The organism is Paenibacillus sp. SAFN-117, assembly GCF_051966115.1.
GTDB classification, from domain to species: domain Bacteria; phylum Bacillota; class Bacilli; order Paenibacillales; family NBRC-103111; genus Paenibacillus_L; species Paenibacillus_L residui.
Map to the genome: position 1 here is coordinate 1 of NZ_JBQCLK010000054.1, position 19,343 is coordinate 19,343.

Sequence of the window (19,343 nt, forward strand, 5' to 3'; positions counted from 1 at the left end):
ACTCTTACGCTACGACTTTAGTCGTCGACATTTATGTCTAAATCCACCTGCTTTGAGCAGGTGGTAGTTTAAGGAAAATGAAAGAGGCCTCGACCGATTATTGCGTCATGGAGGTTACCTCACAAGGCCTGGATATGGGCCGTGTATTGGGCTGTAATTTTCGCACGGCGGTTTTTACGAATTTAACGCAGGATCATCTCGATTATCATGGAACGATGGAAAAATATTTGGAGGCCAAGAGCCTGCTCTTCTCGCGGCTCGGAAACTCGTTCTCGGCGGAGCCTTCCGAACGGAAATTTGCGGTACTCAATGCGGATGATCCGGCATCTGCCGCTCTCCGCAGAATGACCGCAGCCCAAGTGATCACTTACGGAATGGCGCATAGAGCGGATGTGACGGCTGCGGATGTCGAACTGACGTCCAAGGGAACACGCTTTACTCTCGTTTCCTTCGCCGGCAAGATTTCTATCGATCTGCGAATGGTAGGCAGGTTTAACGTCTATAATGCCCTTGCAGCGGCTGCGGCCGCATTGGCGGAAGGAATTTCCCTTCAAGAGATTCGGGAGGGATTGCACAGCCTAAGCAGCGTGCCTGGTCGGATGGAGGTTATAGATGCAGGCCAGGATTATCTTGTTCTGGCCGATTATTCTCATACACCGGATGGTTTGGAGAAAGCACTTGCCGCCGTGCGGGAGTTTGCGGAGAACAAGGTGATCACGGTGTTTGGCTGCGGGGGGAACCGGGACCGGGGCAAGCGTCCGATTATGGGGAAGCTTGCGGCACAATTTAGTGATTATGTCATCATTACATCCGATAATCCCCGTTCGGAGGACCCCCAGACGATTCTGAAGGAGATAGAAGCCGGTCTGCTGGAAGCCGGGGCAGTTGGCGGCAAGCACGAGTTGGTGGAGGACCGGAAGGCCGCTATTGCCCGGGCGGTTGCCGCGGCGGGTTCAGGGGATGTGGTGCTGATCGCGGGGAAAGGGCATGAAACGGTTCAGATTCTGAAGGACCGGACGATTCGTTTTGACGACAGGGAAGCGGCCAGGGAAGCGATACGCCAACGGATGACCTCCTAATCCGGCATTTAACATGGGGAGCCGATGGAACCCATTCTGGGCGGGCTGAGTATGATGGGGGAAAATGACAATGGAGGTAATCCCATGAAGCCTTATCCGGTTTATCCCTACTATGCCCACAAAACGGAGTGCAAGGTGAAGCCGATCGCATTCCCGCCTCAGCATCAGGACCGGCAGCCCGGACTGGAATATTTGATGACACCCCGGCCAATTTCCGAAGACCCCGCCTATGTCGGCAGCGGGAAGCTGAAGGGGAAGGTCGCCCTGATTACTGGCGGAGACAGCGGGATCGGCCGCGCCGTTGCTATCGGGTTTGCCAAGGAGGGGGCCGACGTCGCCATTACCTACCTGTATGAAGACCGGGATGCGGAAGAGACGAAAGCCCGCATAGAAGCTATCGGGCGCCGCTGCCTGCCCATTCGTCTCGACATGCGGACCAAGCAGGCCTGCACGAATGCCGTTAACCGGGTGCTGCAAACGTTCGGAAAGCTGAATATTGTCATTAATAATCAAGGTGTGCAGTATCCCCGGCATAGTCTTCTGGACATCTCGGAGGAGCAGCTGGAGCAGACTTTTCGGACCAATATTTTCAGCTTCTTTTATGTAACCCAGGCTGCTCTCCCCCACTTGAAAGCCGGCGATGCAATTGTCAATACCGCCTCGATTACCGCTTATCGGGGAGAAAAGACATTGATCGATTATTCTTCGACCAAAGGAGCGATAGTCTCGTTTACCCGTTCCCTCGCTCTATCCTTGGTGGAGCAAGGCATCCGGGTGAATGCGGTTGCTCCGGGCCCGATCTGGACGCCGCTGATTCCATCCAGCTATTCGGCGGATCGTGTTGCCACATTCGGAACGCAAACGCCGATGAAGAGAGCGGGTCAGCCCTTCGAGCTTGCCCCGGCCTATATTTATTTGGCCAGCGATGACTCGCGATATGTGACCGGTGAAACACTGCATGTGAACGGGGGAGATTTTGTCGCCACTTAATCGATTTTGTACGAAACTTTGAAATTTTCCGGGTGGACCAGGCTGGTAAACCATGGTTTAATAGAGGCTGTGGCTATTGTATGGTATCCGATTCAGGAGCAACAAGGATACTATTCGTAACATCATCAGGAAGGAAGTGCAACTTTTTGTCTATCAAACTGGAACGCCCGGAGGCCGTCATTTTTGACCTGGACGGCACACTATTTCAAGCAGAAACATTGATGATCCCCTCTTATTATGCCGCTTTCGACCATATGAGAGAAGAAGGGACCTATCAGGAAGAGACTCCTCCGGTGGAACGCCTGATCGGGGGACTGGGCATGCTGCTCTCCGATATTTGGGAAAGAGTGCTGCCTGGTGGCTCCAAGGAGCTTCATCATCGGGTAAACGAACTGCTGCTGAAGTATCAGCAGGAGCTGTTGGATAAAGGGGAAGGCGTACTGTACCCCGGAGTGCCCGAAATGCTGCAGCGGCTTAAGAACGAAGGCATCCGGCTTTTTATCGCGAGCAACGGGATGGAGAACTATGTCAAATCCGTAGTTAAGTATAAAGGAATAGACAGTTATTTCGAAGGCTTGTACAGTGCGGGAGAATATAATACGCCCTCCAAGGTGGAGCTGGTTCGGCTGCTTATGGAAACAGAAGGCGTGCAGGGAGGCTGGATGGTCGGAGACCGTTCTTCCGACGTGGAGGCCGGACTCAAGAATGGCTTGAAGGTCGTTGGCTGCCGCTATGCGGAGTTCGGCAAGGAGAATGAGCTGGAAGGCTCTGATGTCGTTATTACCGATATCCGGCAGCTCCCGGACTATCTGCCGGAGTAAGGTTGATAACCGGCGAAGCCATGTCTTTCACGAAATCGATGTACATATGAGGATGGTCGGACCTATAGACCCGCCGAGAATATTGTTTGCCGGCCAGACTCCCGGAAATCGGCAAGGGATTAGAATTAAGCTGAAGGGGCTATCCCAAAAGTAGGAATCGATTAGGGGCGTTTTCTTACGAAACCTGGAAACGTTATTTGGCTGAAAGAACCTCTCTGCATTTTTTAACGAAACTAGAGAGGCTGTCGATTCATTGTTGGAAAGGCGTTCAACAGGATGTTGCACTAGTGAAAAGTCCAACAGTGAAAACGTAACGGATCTGAAAGCCCCTATTTCGTCAAAATAAGCGGATTTTTTTAGACTAACGGACCTAGACGCCCTTATTTCATTGAAATCCTCATACTTTCGCCTGCATTTTTTGGAATAAGGTCATCCGATTCCGTTAAAATGACCGAAAGGCCCTTTTGGAGCGAATAAGGTCTCTGGGGTCCGTTAAAACCAAACCGTGCAGGATTTTCGTATGATCTTTGGTTGAACACCATTATCCGACAGTCTCCTAGAAATCGCTATTCACGAAAATAGTAGGTCATGGAGCATTACTATTTTCGGATAACAATTTAAATGGCGTCGTTTTGGCGGCAATAGCGGTTCTCAGATTCGTTGACAAGACGGAAGAGGCAGTTTTACATGCCTGATCATACCATGTAACTCTGCGAAAAGGTTCAGGCTCACAATATATTGAAAGTAGCAGGCATCCGCCTCGCTGCTTTCCTACAAAAGCAGCGCACAAAAAAAGTTGGAGCGGAAAATTTTACTTTCCCTCCAACTTTTTATTTTAGGGACTTTCTGGACAGCCCCTTAAATGTTGTATTAAGAACAGCGTAATCAAAGCAAAAGTGCGTCTGTTTCCCCAGAAGACTCTGAAACGGAGGAAATAGATGCAGGAATGCTTCTATTTCCCCCGATAAGTTCCGCAGTCCTTCCTGCTGGAAAACTTTCCATCAGCCGGACATTTTCGGCTTCATATCCTCATCCGATTTTCCCGGCTCTTCATGATTCATGCTTACAAATGCATCACCCTTGCCATTATCCGGCCTTTCAGTATTCGTCGTCGCGTGGCTCTTCGGCTTCTCCAGTTCATTATTATGCAGCCATATAGCATATTCCAGCGGCCGCCTCAAAGCCTTTAAATAGGTTTGGTGCTGACCGATCCGGTGGAAAACTTCGCGGGACGGCTTAGGGTTGACCTCCAGCAGCCAGACCTTTCCTTTGCGGTCGATGGCAATGTCCAGAGCCATCTCGCACAACTGTTTGAAGTGCCTTTCGAGATGGCGGACGACTTCGTGGCTTAACGAAGTCATGCTGTCGCGGATGGCCTTCACTTTATCCGCATCGAATCTTTTCCTCAGCAGAGCTTCCATTGAGGCGGCAGACCCTCCGCCGTGCAGATTGGAAGTGACGCTTCTGCTCGGGCCTATCCTTCCGGCACAGCCGGTTACCTCCCACTCCCCGTGACCGTTCTTCTGGATCAGCAGGCGAAAATCATGCACACGGCCATCCGGCAGTGTAATATCGATACCTTGCTGGATCAGATAGTGCTTCTTCAAATTCCAGTCGCTCAGCTTAACGGGAATTTGTTCGGGGCTCAGCAGAAGAGGTTCGATAATTTTCCGCTGACGGTTACGGCCCCGCAGCAAGAACCTTCCTCCTTCAGTCCTTCGCAGGCTTATAATCCCTCTGCCGCCGGTCCCGTCCTCAGGCTTCAGGTAAACCAGCGGATATTTACGGAGAAAGCGAAACAAATCCTCTTTCTGCTGATAGCGGACAGTTTCCGGCAGATGCTCGGCAATTTTCGGATTCCCCGCCAACAGCCGATGATTCCCCCATTTGTGATTCATGGGCAGATTAAGAAATTTCAAATGTCCGTATTTGGCCCGAAATTGTTTGAGCTGCTGGAAACGGTAGGTTCGCTGGAAGCGGCACCGGTCATAAATGAGCTTCGGAAACGGCATCCATTTCCGAAGCCATTTACGCTGGCCGGAATCATAAATCAAGGCATGAATCAATTTTTTGGAGGAAGCCACGTCTTCCGGAGTGAAGATCATTACCGACAATCCCAGCTTGTTGCCCAGCACGCATAATTTTCTATAGACATGAAGCTCTTCAATCTGTCGGTTCCCTACATACAGGGTCATAATGCCGAGTGTCGCTTGTGTCACAAGTATCACCCGCTTACTTTTTTCTTGGCTTTACTTAAATAAAGGCTGTATTGGATGATTCGCTCCAACGATTTTTTGCGGATATCCGGCTCATCAAATTTCATCGGCCGGGAATTGGCCTCGAAGAACCAGATCTGTCCGGAGGTGTCTACTCCAAGGTCCATAGACATTTCCCCGAGGGTATGCCCCGAAGCTTTCTCAATCCGGCGGGCGATGGAGTAGGCCGTCTTCTTCACCTTCAGCAGGATGGAGCGTGCGGCCTCCCTGCCGAAGGTGGCGCTTAGACATTTTTCCGGCTCATCGATCGAGCCTCCGCGGGGCACATGGGTTGTAATGCTTAGCTTTCCTGCCACTCTGGCGCCGATCCCGGTGAGGCTCCAGCTTCCTTTGCGGTTTTTCTGCACCAGCACCCGCAGGTCGAACGGGCGGTTCTGGTAGCTGGACAGCCGGATGCCCTGCTGGATAATATAATCCTCCGAGCCAATCTGCTCCTTTAATACCGCCCATAGCTTAGGAAGGTGGGTATGAAGGGAAATATGGCTTTTCCGGAAGGTCTGGATGATTAACCGGTAGGAGTTCTTCGCCTTGGGACTCCCGGTTTCGATTCTCATAATTCCTTTGCCGGCCTTGCCCCGTGCCGGCTTCAGATAGACGGTGGGGAAATGCTTCAGGAACAGCTCCAAATCCTGCAGGCTGGTCAGCCGTTTCGTGGCCGGAATATATCTTTTGGTCGATTTCGTTTTGTTCAGCCATTCGAACAATGTCCATTTGTTAAAAAAGAAAGGATTGAAAAGCCGGATGTGCGAATGCCGAAGCAGGGAATGAATCGTCTGCTGAACCTCCGGACGAAGTTCGTCCTTGCGTGTCGGAATCCGGTTGTATACGACATCCGGCAGCGGAAGCATCATCTGGGTCCATGTTTTCGTCTCCGGATTATAGACGTAGCTGTTGATTCTCCGGTTCCACAGCTTGACGTCATTAACCGTTATGACATAGACGAATGCCCCCATTTCTTTGCCGCAGCGAATTAAATCTATGAAATTATAATGATTTCCGCGGAACGGTCTCTTTTCATCCGGCATAGTCAAGATAGCAATATTGGGCTGAGAATGGGAAGGCCATTCGTGTAAATGAAAATCCACCTATCCCTCCCTCCTCAGTTGAAAACGGCTTAAATACATACAATGCTCGATGATATTGACGAGGGATGCCTTGCCTTGGGCTTTCAGAGAGGGATGCTTGAAGATGGACCGCCCCGGCTTGGCGTTCGCTTCGAACATCCAGATATTTTCGTTTTTGTCAATGCCGATATCGAAGCCCAGCTCTCCCAACGGGCGGGAATAATTCCTCTCAATCGACTCGGCCAGTTTAACGGCGACCTCTTTGGCATGATCCAGAATTTTGTCGCCTCTTGTGCCGAACACTCTGCTGAGCACCTGCTCGGGAGTCATTAGTTGGCCGCCGGTTCGGACGTGGGTCGTAACGCTGCCTTTGCCCGCCTTCTTGGCGCCTATTCCCGCCGCAACCCATTCATTGTTGCCGTCCTTGGTCATATGGAAGCGGAAATCGATCGGGCAGTTATCGATTTCGATCAGCCGTATTCCCTGCTGAACAACATAATATTGCAGCCGGACATTATGGGCTCTCAGCATTCTCATTAGCCCCTCGAACCTGGAGAAGCGGATCAGCACATTACCGCTGTTTCGGCGGAATCGGGCGAAATAGCCTCTCTCCGGATTGTAGGTCAACCGATAAATGCCGATTCCAAGGCTTCCTGCCGTAGGCTTCAGATAAACGAACCGGTGCTTCTCCAGCATTTCGCGAATGAGGTCCGGGGTGGGGCGGTTATGAGATTCCGGAACATATTTATTTGCCTCATCTGCTTCCAGCAGCCGGTAGACGTCCGATTTGTCGAAGAAGCTCCAGTTGAACAAAGGAATTCTTCTGCGCACAAACTTGGCTTTGAAATCCTCCATAGACATGCTTTTTTCCGCGCTGCGGCTCGGAAGACGGTTGTAGATGACATCCGGAAGCGGGACGGTCTTGCGCACCCATCTGCCGCCCGAACCCGGAAAATAGCCGGTAATGACCTCTTCTTCCCAATTGACATTGCGCGGAGAGAAAACGAAATAAAAAGCCGGGCGGTCTCCGGCCGCTCGCAGAAATTCTTTAATAAAGCCGGTTCTCGCGCCGAAAGGAAGAACCGGGTTATTGCTGGTGTAGGTCATTATGCCGATGAGCGGGCCGAATTGCAGATCCCGTCCGGTATTGCTCTTGACCATACATTTGCCTCCTGACGGCAGCCGGATGGTGGAGGCTACGGATTGCGGGACGACAACAAAGCTCCCTTTGCGATTAATGATGCGTACCGGCTGTGTGGAAGAGCGGTTGCCGAATCGGAGTGTAATCGAACGGGAAGTGCTTAATTGCAGTTGTTTGCTCAGGGAGCGAGTGACCGTAACCGCTCTTTCCGATTGCTGTGAAATTAGGATATTGCAAGTTGTCAAACTCATTGGGTACCCTCCTAAGGGTTTTACGGAGTAAAACCTTCATCGAAAGCGTAAGCTGACATTGGCATGGGGCAGCCTTGCAAGCCCCCTTATTCACTCATTTATAGTTAAAGACGGTTTAATTCCGGTGGTTCCTTGAGAGCGGAGGGGGAAACGAAGGCGGTGATTCCTCCATATATGATCTCCTCGCTGCGCAAGCAAGTAGGAAGCATAGGCCATCGGGTAAGCAAGAGAGTTACGTCTGGCTTCTTCGTCGCACAATAACCGAAACACCGATCTTCCCGGCTTGGAATTGACCTCGATCAACCAGATCCTGCCGTCCTGATCCACTCCGAAGTCGATTCCCAGCTCGGCCAGCCTGCCAAAATGCCCTTCAAGATGCTCTGCTATAAGAAGGGAAAGGCTGCGCAGGAGTGCACATTTTTCTTTCCCCCGCTCCGTACCAAATTGTTCCTGGAGGAATGGCTCGGCCGCTTCAGCGCTCCCCCCGCCGTGCAGGTTCGCTGTTACACTTCCTGAAGATCCCCGGCGGACAGCCATTCCCGTTAACGTCCACCTGCCTTCTCCATTCTTCTGGACAAGTGAACGAACGTCATACACATCCCCGGAACGGGAAATCAGGTTAAGATTAGGCTGAAGCAGATACCGCCGGCTGGCAAAGCGGCGGACCCACGAAACAAGGTCGTTCACCGAATGAAATTTATGAGCAAAAGGCTTGTTATTGAAATCCCGTCCTTCCAAGTAATACAGCCCGCTGTCTTCTTGTTTTATAATGCGGATAGCCCCTTTGCCTTGGGTGCCCGAGTCAGGCTTGAGAAATGCGGAAGGACAGCTTCGGAACCATGAAACGAGGAGGGAGGCGTCCTGCAGCCGGACCGTTCTCGGCACCAGCCTTCTCAGTCCCGGTTCGCGAAGAAGTGCCTGATGGACCTTCCATTTACCCGGCAATCCGTTGCCGAGAAGAATAAAGTCCTGTTTTCTTCTTAGTTCTACTAATGAAGAGCGGTACCGAAGCAGCCCGCGGGCATCCTTCTGGAAAACTCTGTCATAAACCAAGTCGGGCAGTGGTACAGGCTCCTCGCTCCATGTCCCAGCGGCAGCCGAATACCGATATCCGATCATTCCGGTTCCTTCGCTCATCGAAGACGAGGGGGTAATTACGTATACATCCAACCCCAGCCGGTTCCCATGCCGGATAAGAAGTGAATAGAAGCCGGAATCAACAAACCATGGAAGGTCCGCTTCTTCGCCAACGAGTATGCCAACCCGGTTATGATCGGTAATATTCATAGGGGGCCACCTTTCAAGTTTTCGCCAGATGCTGGGCGTATTCGACTATCCGTTTGACCGATGGTCTGATTTTGGTCTGTACCAGAGCGGAATTGTCCTCTTTGGACGGCTTGGAGTTAACCTCAAGCAGCCATACGCGGCCTTGGATATCCAGGGCCAGGTCTACCCCCAGTTCACCGAAATGCTCGGGGATTTTGTCATCCAGGCCGACGGCGATCGCAAGTGCGGCCTTACGCAATTTCAGGTGGGCGGAAGCCCGGCCCTGCGAGGCCAGATTAGAACGGGCTATTGCATTCCCGACGGAGGTCAGACTGCCGCCTCTGGCCAAATTGGACACAAAATTGTTGCTGCCGGCGATTCTTCCGACAATGGAAGTCACGGACCAGCTCCCTTTCTTATTTTTCTGCACCAGGGCGCGAAAATCGATGGGGCGTCCGGCGCAATCGATTAGCCGCAATCCTTGCTGAATTTGATACTTGGATTTCCGCAATCTTCCCGATATGGCGGAGTACAACTTCTTAAGAGTAGGAAAGCTAAGTTTACGCATCCCCACCGATTGGTTAAAATGACAATGATAGCCGTTAGCGCTCCGGGAGATGCGGATGATCCCTTTACCCAAACTCCCGGTTACCGGCTTGAGGAACACGATGCTGTGTTTATTGCACATGGATTTAAGCATGTCGAAGCCGGAGAAGGAATACGATTCCGGCAGATAGACCCGCATTGCGGGAACTTGCTTCAGTGCATGAAACACTTCGGTTTTGTTCAAATATTTTTCGTTAAAGATCGAGGAATGGTAACGTGTTTTGATCTCTCTAATCATCTGCTGAACTTTGGCGCTGTTTTCCAGCTTGCGGGTCGTGAGGCGGTTGTATACGCAATCCGGTACCGGAAAGGAGGCTTTGCTCCATTGGCTCCGGTAAACCCACCCGTTCAGCCTGTCTCCTTGAATAGGCAAATCCTCGGGAGTGAAGAAATACACCATTCCGCCCAGCTTCGCGCAGGCCAGCGACAATTCCCGGCAGAACGCGGTATTAGATCCGAAGGGTCGGTCCGGGGTCTGTGAAGTGACCCGGCTGATCATTACGCCGATTAACGGACCTATGCGGATCGTCTGTGTATCAGGCCGGTAGCTTAGACTAAGCGTATCTCCATGCGTCAAACTGAATGTGCCGGCAAGCGATTCGCTCATCCGCAAGGAAGTAGGTCTGGCCGCGGGCACGACTCTGACTTCCTGCTTCATCGAGCCGAATTGAAGGGTGACGCTGTGTTGGGTCGGAATGTTCAGTTTTTTGACGAGGGCTTCCTTGAGAACGACCGTCTGGCTGTCCAGGCGGCTGCTGTTTTTTGTGTGTATCGTTACTTTTATACTCGCCATGGGTAAGTCCCCCTCCACCGCTGTCTGCATCTTTGGTATATTTAACTAATTCATCATATGAGGACATAATTTTCTTGGTGATTGGAAAATGCCCATCTTACAGGAAAGGAGCCTGCCATGAAGGAGCTTATTACTATATTGATCGCAGTAACCGTTGCAGCATTCGTCGGCGGGATAACCAATCACTTGGCTATCAAAATGCTGTTCCATCCGCGGGATGCGATTTACATTCGCGGCCGCCGTCTTCCTTTTACCCCCGGGCTGATTCCGAAACGGAAGGCGGAAATCGGCCAGTCTTTGGGCAAAATCGTCGCAGAGCATCTGGTTACAACCCAGGGCCTGGCTTCACTTCTTCATAAACCGGTTTTCGTAGGCCGGGTGGAAGAGAAGCTGAATCAGTGGATCCATCAATGGGCCGAGAGCGAGGAAACGGTGGAGCAGCTGGCGCAGCGCATCTGGACTCCGGAGCAGCTGGCGGAGGGCAGGGAGCAATTGGCCCGCTGGCTGCGGGATAAGTCCGCACAAGCAGTCCATGCTTTCTGGGACCGCCATGAATTGTCTGAGCTGACCTTAGACAGGCTGGTTCCGGATTGGTCGGAAAGCCGCAAGCAGGAGCTAATTCGTTGGGGCTCGGAAATCTTCATGGAGCAAATGAAAGCGGAGCTTCAATCGCCGAAGGGAGAGCAGATGCTGCGCAAGCTGACGGTCCAGTTCATGGAGCAGGCAGGCGGCTTCCTCGGGACGCTTGCGGGAATTTTCATGGATGAGGACAAAATAGCCGGCAAGGTCCGCAGTGCCTTGTACAAGCAGTTGGATTCGGAGGAATTCCGCAGCACTCTGGCGGATTTCATGCAGAGGAAGCTTCAGCAGATCGAGAAGATCACGCTCAAGCAAATAATCGGATACTGCACCGGGCAGGATGCGCGCGAATGGGCAGGCATTCAGGCCGCTTCGCGCTTGCCGTGGGAGGAGTGGCTGGATCGCGTCGGCAGCCTGCAGCTGCGTGAGTTGATTGGACCAAGGAAGGCATGGATGCTCGAGAGGGTCCCCGGCCTCACTTCCCGTGTGCTCGGGGCGCTGTCTCAGAACATGGATAAAATGGTCGGAGCCATCAATCTTCCGGCTTTGGTAGAGGAAGAAGTGGAGAAATTCCCGGTAGAGCAGCTGGAGAACATTATATTAAGCGTGTCCGGTAAGGAATTCCGTGCGATTACATGGCTTGGTGTGCTGCTGGGGGGATTCATAGGCCTGTTCCAGTCCATTCTGATGCTATGGGTGCGGTGAGGGGAACAGGGAGAATTTTAGCTGGAGAATGAATACGCAAAAAAAGGTTACGAAGAACGAGCATAAAGCCATACACTGTTATTGTGTATTGATAAGGAACAGAAACGATATCGCGAATTCGGGAAATGGATTTGAAGTTCCGAAAACTGTGCGTTTTGCGCGATCACCTTATCTTGGAGTGAAACGAATTTATGGAAGATTAAGGAGGAAAATAATGAATATTCATGACAAAGCCCGCGAGTTGGCGCAAGCGATTAAAGGCAGCGGCGAGTTTCTGCAAGCCAAGGAGGCCAAACAGGCCATAGACGCCGATCCCGATTCCAAGCGGATGCTCGATGATTTTCGTGCGAAGCAGCTTGAACTGCAGAGCAGGTTGATGACGGGAGAAAGGCCTGCCCAGGAGGAAATGGAAAACATGGAGAAGCTTTATGAAGTCATTTCGCTGAATTTGAATATCCGTCGGCTGATGGAGGCCGAGAAGCGGTTGTCGGTCATTTTTGAAGATGTGCAAAAAATTCTGGGGGAATCGCTGCAGGAATTGTACAAGTAGTCATACCCCCCCTTCTCTCCGCATAAGTTAAAATAGAAGTTTGATGTGAGAAGCCGGAAGTTAAGAAGCGGGTTTCGAGGCGGTTATTAACTTCCATAACGGAGAGGAGTGCTTCCCGCATGAAGGGATTCAAGAATGTGATTTATCTGAGCCTGGCTCTCGGCATGCTGATGTATGCCGTCCCGCAGTTGGAGGTTGGCGGAGGCTGGACGATGGCCACCGTATTCAGCATCGTCTGGATTGGATTTGCGCTGTTGATTGTCGGCGCACAGCTTCATCATATCCTTGGGGTAGACGAGGAAACGCGGCAGGAGCTGGGTAAAATCAAGCAGATGAGAAGATGGCAGATGAAGCAGCGTCTGGAAGGGAAAGGGAAGCTTTTGCAGATGCGAAAATAGCCGGAAGTAGTTTCGGTGACACACAGGGAAGGCCGGCCGCAGGATATGAAATCCTGCGGTTTTTTTGTACTTATAGCATTAATAAGAAGGACTGGCAAACTTACCCAAGAAGCGAGGCAGATACAAGGGCACGTATCTTTCCATTTTATTGGAAAAATGTGTCGATTAAAAGCAATAATGCAGGCCATATCACCTCCCGCATTGAAACAGTTATCCGTTTCATACTATAATGATTATCACAGTATGATACAGTAACGAACCGATGGGGTGTAACAGATGGAATATTCTGCTCAGGAAGATACATTAACAAAGCACGAAACCATTTTAAGATATATAACCCAGCTAAAAGTGGGCAGCAAAATATCCGTACGCAAAATTGCCAAAGAAATGGGGGTCAGCGAAGGGACCGCATACCGGGCGATCAAGGAGGCGGAAAGTCAGGGATTGGTCAGCACCAAGGACCGCATCGGCTCGGTTCGCATTGAGAAAAAACAGCGTCACAATATCGATAAGCTCACCTACGGTGAAGTGGTCAATATTGTTGACGGGGAAGTGCTCGGCGGCGCGGACGGGCTTCATAAGTCGCTGAACAAGTTCGTGATTGGAGCGATGCAGGAGGAAGCTATGCTGCGTTATATCGAGGCCGGCAATCTGCTGATCGTCGGCAACCGGCAGAAGGCGCAGCAAATCGCGCTCGAGACCGGCGCAGCGGTTCTTATTACGGGCGGCTTCGAGCCGAGTCCCGAGATTGTTCAGCTGGCCGATGAGCTCGGGCTGCCGATCATCTCCAGCAGCTACGATACGTTCACGGTGGCTTCGATGATCAACCGGGCGATTTATGACCGTCTGATCAAGAAGAAGATCATGCTGGTTCAGGACATCATCTCCCCGCAAAGCATCGTGTATGCACTAAAAAGCAGCCAGAAAGTGAAGGAACTGCGGCAGCTTATCGAGGAGAGCGGCCATAACCGGTTCCCGGTTGTAGACGAATGGAATCGCGTAGTCGGAATGGTCACTTCCAAGCATCTGGTCGATGCCGGGCCGGAGCAGACGGTGGACCGGGTGATGACCCGAAATCCGATAACGATCCATCTTCAGGCAACGATTGCTTCCGCCGCCCATCTTATGGTGTGGGAAGGCATTGAACTGCTGCCGGTCATTGACGCTAACCGCAAAATAGTCGGGGTCATCAGCCGCAAGGATGTTCTTAAGGTGATGCAGTATATCCAGAGACAGCCGCAAATCGGGGAGACATTCGAGGATTTGATCTGGAGCGGTTTTGAAGAAATGAAGTCGGAGGACGGAACCATCTGGTTCAAGGGTATGGTTACCCCGCAAATGACCAACCATCTGGGAGCGGCTTCGGCCGGAGTATTGACGACATTGATGACACAAGCCGCTTATCGGGCGGTTCAGAATAGCCGCAAAGGGGATCTGGTCATCGACAACATCTCCACCTATTACCTGCGTCCGGTCCAAATGGAGACGGAGGTAGAAATTCGGCCCAACGTCATCGAAGTAAGCCGTAAATATGGAAAAATCGATGTCGAAATTTATCACGGAGGGCAATTGGTGGCCAAAGCAATGGTCACGGCTCAAATGTTTGACCAGGCCTAGACGGAAACCATACTTGGGGAGGAAAGCTTCCAAAGGGGCCGGGCCCCCGAATACGATCAGGGATAGACTTCAGAGGCCTGCAGCTCTTTTGGAATGTTTGGATAAGAAGATGTTTACGTAAAAAGGTATTAATGCGAGCTTTTTTTGTAGGACGAGTAATTTTTGAACCCGGCATAGGCGTTAAACAGCCCCAACAGCAAAAAAACAGCGCCGATCGCTCCGCGCAGGAAACTGGGGTCGAACAGGGTAAATTGTGTCAGGGCGACGAAAATCAGCATAAAGCCCATGGAGATGTTCATCTTGGCGGCTTCGATTCTCTTGGTCTGCGGGTCTCTGCGGGTTCGGTAACGTATGCTGTATAGGACCGAGGCCGCAAGCGTAGCGAGGACAAGGAAAAACAGGAAATAGTGATACCAGTTCATAGCTGCGATCATCCTTTTAGGTCGTTTTTCTTAACTGTACTGATTTTCCCGCCAAAAATCAATTTCGGGCCAGCGGTTTCGCCCGAAACCATACCCGCAATTCCGACTGAACGAGCATAAGCGTCGTAACCTCCACCCGGTAGTCCTTGTCATAAATACCGGGGTATGGCTTCTCGATCAGCTTCATGTACAGCTTCGGATCTTTTTTGAAATCCGCCACCGGCTTGCCGCTCAAAACCTTTAAATCCTCGTGGACCCTCTTCTCCAGCTCGACCTTCGACAGGTCGTCCAGCGTATGCCCTTCCTCCAGATGGACGAAAATTCCCCCGATGTACGCCGCCTGCTTTCTGTTTTTGCTATAGGTTTCTATTTCGTTCCTCAATTCCCGGATTTCCTGCTCCAGGTCCGCATTGCGGCTGGCCAGCAGGGAGAAGTTCTGCTGGTAGATGCCCATGAAAAGAGCGGCGCCAATAATGACGCCCGCCAGGAATAAGCCGAACCGGGCCAGCCAATGCCGATAACGGTCGAAGTTGGGCACTCTCATGACGACCCGCTGCCCTCGCAGATCCATTGGATCAGGTGGTAAGCCATCTGAGCCCCGATGAACGCCACGATGAAATATAGAATCTGTTTAATCGCGGGCGACAGATAGCCTTCGGTAAAGTTAAATTCAATGACCCGCAGAGGGTCGATGGTTCCTCCGACGGCGGCTACCATGGCCCAGATTTTAATATTCTCCGCTATTTTGAGCATATAGACGGCTGGAGGCTGAAGGATAAAGACGGCCGCCATCCCGCCAAGCATGCTGCCCCCGAGTACGATTCCGAAGGCGATGAAAAAATCCATGGTCAGCTTAGTTAAGAAAGTGGTCATGATAACCCCATCCTTTGCCGTTTGTCCTATAATTCTATATGTATGACAGACCTGTCCGGCATAGAAGACAGGCCGGTTAAAAAAACGGCGGCCGGAGCGCAACTTACAGATTGTGTTTGATTAGGGTTATCATTTTTACAGTACAGAATCAGAGCTTACGGAGGATTCCGGAGGGCAGAGGAATAAGCGGAAAGAGTGGAGCGGGAAAAAAGAGTAAAGAGATACGAATAACGGATGCGAATGTGGGTTCGCCTCTTGCCGCGGAATATGATAAAATAGTAGGCAGAAGTTAAAGAGAGGGAGAACGGAAAATGAACGGCTTCGTACATCTTCATGTTCATAGTGAATATAGCTTGCTGGACGGGGCGGCAAGAATCGAGGAATTAGTGGACCAGGCCGCCCGGCTCGGCATGTCGTCCCTTGCCCTTACGGATCACGGAGTTATGTATGGGGCGATCGCTTTCTACAAAGCGTGTGTTCAGCGGGGAATCAAGCCTATTATTGGCTGTGAGATGTATTTCACAAGCGGTTCTCTGCATGACAAGGGCTCGCGGCAGGAGCAGCCGATTTATCACCTCATTCTTCTGGCCAAGAACGAGACCGGCTACCGGAATTTGATGAAGCTTTGTTCAATCGGCCATCTCGAAGGCTTCCATTACAAGCCGCGGATCGACCATGATCATTTGGCAAGGTACTCCGAAGGCTTGATCTGCCTGAGCTCTTGTCTCGGAGGGGAAATTTCCCAGCTTCTGCTTCATGATCAATACGAGCAAGCGAAGGCTGCGGCCGAGAGATATTACGGGATCTTCGGAGAGGATTACTATTTGGAAATCCAGGATCACGGCCTGACGGAACAGAAGAAGGTTATGCAGGAGATGATCCGCCTGGGCCGGGAAACCGGAATCCCGCTGGTGGCGACCAACGATGTCCATTATGTCAGGCCGGAGGATCATGCGGTGCAAGATATTCTCATTTGCATCGGCACCGGTAAGACAATGGATGATCCGGAGCGCTTCCGGATGGAGACGACACAGCTTTACTTGAAGAGCGGCGAAGAGATGGCCCGTCTGTTCGTCCATGTCCCGGAAGCTGTATCGAATACGGAAGCCATCGCTGACAAATGCCGGCTGGAGCTGGAGTTCGGGCGGGCGATTCTTCCGAGATTCGAGCCGATCCCGCAGGGGATGTCGGCCGGAGATTATCTTGCCGTGCTGTGCAGGGAAGGATTGGAGCGACGCTACGCCGGCCGCGGGGAATGGGCGGATGAGGATTATCGCAGGACGCTGGAGGAACGGCTGGCCTATGAGCTCAGCATCATCGATAAGATGGGCTTCTCCGATTATTTCCTGATCGTGTGGGACTTCATCCGCTTCGCCCATGAGCAGGGAATTGCAACCGGGCCCGGCAGGGGGTCGTCTGCCGGCAGTCTCGTCGCCTATGTATTGAACATTACGAATGTGGACCCGATCCGTTACCGTTTGTTCTTCGAACGCTTCCTGAACCCGGAGAGGGTATCGATGCCGGATATTGATATCGACTTCAGCGATTTGCGAAGGGATGAAGTGATCGGGTACGTCACGCGTAAATATGGGGCGGAGCATGTGGCCCATATTATTACATTCGGAACGATGGCGGCGAGAGGCGCCGTCCGCGATGTCGGACGGGTGCTCAATATGCCCTATAACGAAGTGGACCGCGCGGCGAAGATGATTCCGAATGCGATGGGCATCTCGCTGGAGAGGGCGCTTGAGGTCAATCCTGAGCTGCAGGAATTATGCAAGCAGAATGCCAGAACGGCGGAATTGATAGACCTGGCCCGTAAAGTGGAAGGGATGCCCCGCCATGCTTCAACGCATGCAGCCGGAATAGTCATTTCCCGTGAACCGCTGACCAACTACGTTCCGCTGCAGGAGGGGGCCGAGGGCACCACTCTGACCCAGTATACGATGGAGCATCTGGAAGCGGTCGGAATGCTCAAGATGGATTTTCTCGGCTTGAGGACCCTCTCGATTATTGAGCGAACATTGAAATTTGTGGAGGAGCAATGCGGGAAGCACATTGATTTCTCCCACTCCTTATACGACGATCCGGATACTTACCGGCTTCTTGGCAGAGGGGATACGACAGGGATATTCCAATTGGAATCCCCCGGGATGCGCCGGGTGCTGAAGGAATTGAAGCCATCGGAATTTGAGGACATCATTTCGGTGAATGCTCTGTACCGTCCGGGGCCGATGGATTTTATTCCGAAATATATTCAGGCCAAGCACGGATTGATCGAAGTGGAATATCCGCATGAATCGCTCGTGCCAATACTTAAAGATACTTACGGGATCATCGTATACCAGGAGCAGATCATGCAAATCGCGGCTACGATGGCCGGCTTCAGTCTAGGCCAGGCGGACTTGCTGAGGAGAGCCGTCAGCAAGAAGAAGCGCGAGGTGCTGGACGAACAGCGTGCTTTCTTCGTAGCGGGCAGCGTGAAGCAAGGACGCACCGAGGAGGAAGCCAACCGGGTCTACGATATGATCGTCCGTTTTGCCGATTACGGCTTTCCCCGGGCGCATGCCACGGCTTACGGGGTGCTGGCCTATCAGACGGCCTACCTGAAGGCGCATTATCCGGTGCAATTTATGGCCTCTATGCTGACCGCGGTTATGGGCAGTCACCGCAAAGTGGCCGAATACGTCGATGAATGCCGCCGGATGGGCATCGTCGTACTGCCGCCGGACGTCAATGAGAGCGGCTATTATTTCACTCCGGCCAGGCTGTCAGATCAGTCCGGGGGAGCGAATGCAGATTCCCGCGATAGCGGCATGCCGGAGCAGCCTGCGCAGGAACATGGGAATTCCCCGCTCCCGCCGGGGGCAACGGAGGATATGGGAGCGCCGGTTCTTCCAGCGTCTGATTCCGGAAGGATAGGGAATGTTCCGGAAGAAGGGGAGCGACCCGGGGACGCGGGTGAATTCATAGGCCGCGGGGGCTTCGACTGCATCCGCTTCGGGCTGGCCGCCATCAAGAATGTCGGAGCACAGGCGATTGAAGCGATAGTTAAAGCAAGGGAAGAGCGGCCGTTCGAGGATCTGCTCGATTTCTGCCGCCGCGTGGATTTGCGGGTCTGCAACAAGCGTGTTATCGAATCGCTGATCCAGGCCGGTGCCTTCGGCTCTCTGCCCGGCCATCGCGCCCAGTTGCTGGCCGTCCTGGATGAAACGGTCGAGGCGGCGGTGAAGTGGAAGAAGGAAAGCGACGATTTGCAGCTTCACCTGTTTGGCTTTACCGAGGAAGCCAACTGGACTATCGAGTATCCGGACGTGCAGCCTTATACCAGGATGCAGCAGCTGGAGATGGAGAAGGAGCTGCTGGGCCTGTATCTGTCGGGGCATCCGCTGGACGGATACGAGAACCGGCTGCGCGAAGCGGAGACCGATGCCATACATCTGCTGCCCGAGCTGCCGGATAACAGTCAGGTAGCTGTAGTCGGCATGGTAGTTTCCGTGAGATTGATCGTGACGAAGAAGGGGCAGCAGATGGCTTTCATGGAGTTGGAGGACCGGATCGACCGGGTCGAGACCGTTATTTTTCCCGAAGCCTGGAAAAAGTACGGAAGCCTGGTCGATAAGGGCAAGCTGCTGCTGGTCAAAGCCCGGCTGCAGCATCAGGACGACGCCGTCAAGCTGCTCGCCGCCCAGCTGTACTCGCTGGAGGATGAAGCCGCCTGGAGCGAGCTCAGGCGGCTTCAGCTCCAGCGGCAGCGCCCGCTCGGCGGAGCAGTGGCGGGCGCCGGCGCAGCAGCGGGCGCGGCAGGGCGCGGCGCGTCCGGGCGGGGGCCGGCGCCGGTGAGCGCAGCCCAAGCGCCTGCGCAGGGGCGGCGCCCCGCCGCCGAAGCGGCGTCCGCGCGCAGCGCCGGCG

The 19,343-nt window shown here is 52.7% G+C and carries 17 protein-coding genes; 9 read left to right on the forward strand and 8 right to left on the reverse strand.

Annotated features, from left to right (window positions below):
• Positions 1-77 precede the first annotated feature (77 nt).
• From ACTHRH_RS24570 to ACTHRH_RS24580, 3 genes are all read left to right on the forward strand, one after another.
• Complete coding sequence (locus ACTHRH_RS24570) at positions 78-1,079, forward strand: UDP-N-acetylmuramoyl-L-alanyl-D-glutamate--2,6-diaminopimelate ligase (protein ID WP_440418072.1); 1,002 nt, start codon at positions 78-80, stop codon at positions 1,077-1,079.
• An 84-nt stretch (positions 1,080-1,163) separates the two neighbouring features.
• Positions 1,164-2,069 (forward strand): SDR family oxidoreductase, encoded by a 906-nt coding sequence (locus ACTHRH_RS24575; RefSeq protein WP_379291079.1) that lies wholly within the window; start codon positions 1,164-1,166, stop codon positions 2,067-2,069.
• Between the two features lie 146 nt (positions 2,070-2,215).
• Complete coding sequence (locus ACTHRH_RS24580; RefSeq protein WP_440418074.1) at positions 2,216-2,890, forward strand: HAD family hydrolase; 675 nt, start codon at positions 2,216-2,218, stop codon at positions 2,888-2,890.
• 1,001 nt (positions 2,891-3,891) lie between these two features.
• On the opposite strand, the gene ACTHRH_RS24585 is transcribed toward ACTHRH_RS24580, so the two are convergent.
• The 5 genes from ACTHRH_RS24585 to ACTHRH_RS24605 all read right to left on the reverse strand — a co-directional run bounded on the left by ACTHRH_RS24585 (position 3,892) and on the right by ACTHRH_RS24605 (position 10,287).
• Positions 3,892-5,109, reverse strand: coding sequence for a YheC/YheD family endospore coat-associated protein (locus ACTHRH_RS24585; protein WP_440418076.1), 1,218 nt, complete (start codon positions 5,107-5,109; stop codon positions 3,892-3,894).
• 5 nt (positions 5,110-5,114) lie between these two features.
• A complete protein-coding gene (locus ACTHRH_RS24590) occupies positions 5,115-6,251 on the reverse strand; it encodes a YheC/YheD family endospore coat-associated protein (protein WP_440418078.1) in 1,137 nt (378 codons plus the stop codon).
• Positions 6,252-7,622, reverse strand: coding sequence for a YheC/YheD family endospore coat-associated protein (locus ACTHRH_RS24595; protein WP_379291085.1), 1,371 nt, complete (start codon positions 7,620-7,622; stop codon positions 6,252-6,254).
• Between the two features lie 90 nt (positions 7,623-7,712).
• Positions 7,713-8,909 (reverse strand): YheC/YheD family endospore coat-associated protein, encoded by a 1,197-nt coding sequence (locus ACTHRH_RS24600; RefSeq protein WP_379291087.1) that lies wholly within the window; start codon positions 8,907-8,909, stop codon positions 7,713-7,715.
• Between the two features lie 13 nt (positions 8,910-8,922).
• On the reverse strand, positions 8,923-10,287 hold the full coding sequence (locus tag ACTHRH_RS24605) for a YheC/YheD family endospore coat-associated protein (RefSeq protein WP_150960361.1): 1,365 nt from the start codon (positions 10,285-10,287) through the stop codon (positions 8,923-8,925).
• 117 nt (positions 10,288-10,404) lie between these two features.
• Here ACTHRH_RS24605 and ACTHRH_RS24610 point away from each other — a divergent pair, with 117 nt between their 5' ends.
• The 5 genes from ACTHRH_RS24610 to ACTHRH_RS24630 all read left to right on the forward strand — a co-directional run bounded on the left by ACTHRH_RS24610 (position 10,405) and on the right by ACTHRH_RS24630 (position 14,136).
• Positions 10,405-11,571 carry a DUF445 domain-containing protein gene (locus ACTHRH_RS24610; protein WP_440418081.1) on the forward strand — a complete coding sequence of 389 codons (1,167 nt, stop codon included), beginning with the start codon at positions 10,405-10,407 and terminating at the stop codon, positions 11,569-11,571.
• A gap of 214 nt (positions 11,572-11,785) precedes the next feature.
• A complete protein-coding gene (locus ACTHRH_RS24615; protein ID WP_144932190.1) occupies positions 11,786-12,121 on the forward strand; it encodes a YlbF family regulator in 336 nt (111 codons plus the stop codon).
• 119 nt (positions 12,122-12,240) lie between these two features.
• Entirely contained in the window at positions 12,241-12,519 is a 279-nt protein-coding gene (locus ACTHRH_RS24620; protein WP_144932188.1) for a hypothetical protein, read from the forward strand.
• Positions 12,462-12,749 carry a hypothetical protein gene (locus ACTHRH_RS24625; protein ID WP_379291092.1) on the forward strand — a complete coding sequence of 96 codons (288 nt, stop codon included), beginning with the start codon at positions 12,462-12,464 and terminating at the stop codon, positions 12,747-12,749. Before ACTHRH_RS24620 ends, ACTHRH_RS24625 begins: the two co-directional genes overlap by 58 nt.
• A 46-nt stretch (positions 12,750-12,795) precedes the next feature.
• On the forward strand, positions 12,796-14,136 hold the full coding sequence (locus ACTHRH_RS24630; protein WP_144932186.1) for a DRTGG domain-containing protein: 1,341 nt from the start codon (positions 12,796-12,798) through the stop codon (positions 14,134-14,136).
• 128 nt (positions 14,137-14,264) lie between these two features.
• Here the strand turns inward: ACTHRH_RS24630 and ACTHRH_RS24635 are convergent, their stop codons facing one another.
• The 3 genes from ACTHRH_RS24635 to ACTHRH_RS24645 are packed head-to-tail and all read right to left on the reverse strand — an operon-like array spanning position 14,265 to position 15,431.
• Entirely contained in the window at positions 14,265-14,558 is a 294-nt protein-coding gene (locus ACTHRH_RS24635; protein WP_144932184.1) for a YtpI family protein, read from the reverse strand.
• 58 nt (positions 14,559-14,616) lie between these two features.
• Positions 14,617-15,102: a hypothetical protein gene (locus ACTHRH_RS24640; RefSeq protein ID WP_144932182.1), complete on the reverse strand. Its 486-nt coding sequence runs from the start codon at positions 15,100-15,102 to the stop codon at positions 14,617-14,619.
• Positions 15,099-15,431: a YtrH family sporulation protein gene (locus ACTHRH_RS24645; protein ID WP_144932180.1), complete on the reverse strand. Its 333-nt coding sequence runs from the start codon at positions 15,429-15,431 to the stop codon at positions 15,099-15,101. The genes ACTHRH_RS24640 and ACTHRH_RS24645 overlap by 4 nt, the downstream gene beginning before the upstream one ends.
• Before the next feature lie 311 nt (positions 15,432-15,742).
• Between ACTHRH_RS24645 and ACTHRH_RS24650 the strand changes: the two genes are divergently transcribed.
• Positions 15,743-19,343: DNA polymerase III subunit alpha (locus tag ACTHRH_RS24650; RefSeq protein ID WP_440418085.1), on the forward strand; the 3,601-nt coding region annotated here is incomplete at its 3' end.

Excerpts from the sequence above, each read along its gene's own strand:
- ACTHRH_RS24625 (WP_379291092.1), top strand. The coding sequence starts at position 12,462 with ATGGCAGATGAAGCAGCGTCTGGAAGGGAAAGGGAAGCTTTTGCAGAT.
- ACTHRH_RS24645 (WP_144932180.1), bottom strand. The coding sequence starts at position 15,431 with ATGACCACTTTCTTAACTAAGCTGACCATGGATTTTTTCATCGCCTTC.
- ACTHRH_RS24615 (WP_144932190.1), top strand. The coding sequence starts at position 11,786 with ATGAATATTCATGACAAAGCCCGCGAGTTGGCGCAAGCGATTAAAGGC.
- ACTHRH_RS24570 (WP_440418072.1), top strand. The coding sequence starts at position 78 with ATGAAAGAGGCCTCGACCGATTATTGCGTCATGGAGGTTACCTCACAA.
- ACTHRH_RS24610 (WP_440418081.1), top strand. The coding sequence starts at position 10,405 with ATGAAGGAGCTTATTACTATATTGATCGCAGTAACCGTTGCAGCATTC.
- ACTHRH_RS24600 (WP_379291087.1), bottom strand. The coding sequence starts at position 8,909 with ATGAATATTACCGATCATAACCGGGTTGGCATACTCGTTGGCGAAGAA.
- ACTHRH_RS24630 (WP_144932186.1), top strand. The coding sequence starts at position 12,796 with ATGGAATATTCTGCTCAGGAAGATACATTAACAAAGCACGAAACCATT.
- ACTHRH_RS24575 (WP_379291079.1), top strand. The coding sequence starts at position 1,164 with ATGAAGCCTTATCCGGTTTATCCCTACTATGCCCACAAAACGGAGTGC.
- ACTHRH_RS24595 (WP_379291085.1), bottom strand. The coding sequence starts at position 7,622 with ATGAGTTTGACAACTTGCAATATCCTAATTTCACAGCAATCGGAAAGA.
- ACTHRH_RS24605 (WP_150960361.1), bottom strand. The coding sequence starts at position 10,287 with ATGGCGAGTATAAAAGTAACGATACACACAAAAAACAGCAGCCGCCTG.
- ACTHRH_RS24640 (WP_144932182.1), bottom strand. The coding sequence starts at position 15,102 with ATGAGAGTGCCCAACTTCGACCGTTATCGGCATTGGCTGGCCCGGTTC.
- ACTHRH_RS24635 (WP_144932184.1), bottom strand. The coding sequence starts at position 14,558 with ATGAACTGGTATCACTATTTCCTGTTTTTCCTTGTCCTCGCTACGCTT.
- ACTHRH_RS24620 (WP_144932188.1), top strand. The coding sequence starts at position 12,241 with ATGAAGGGATTCAAGAATGTGATTTATCTGAGCCTGGCTCTCGGCATG.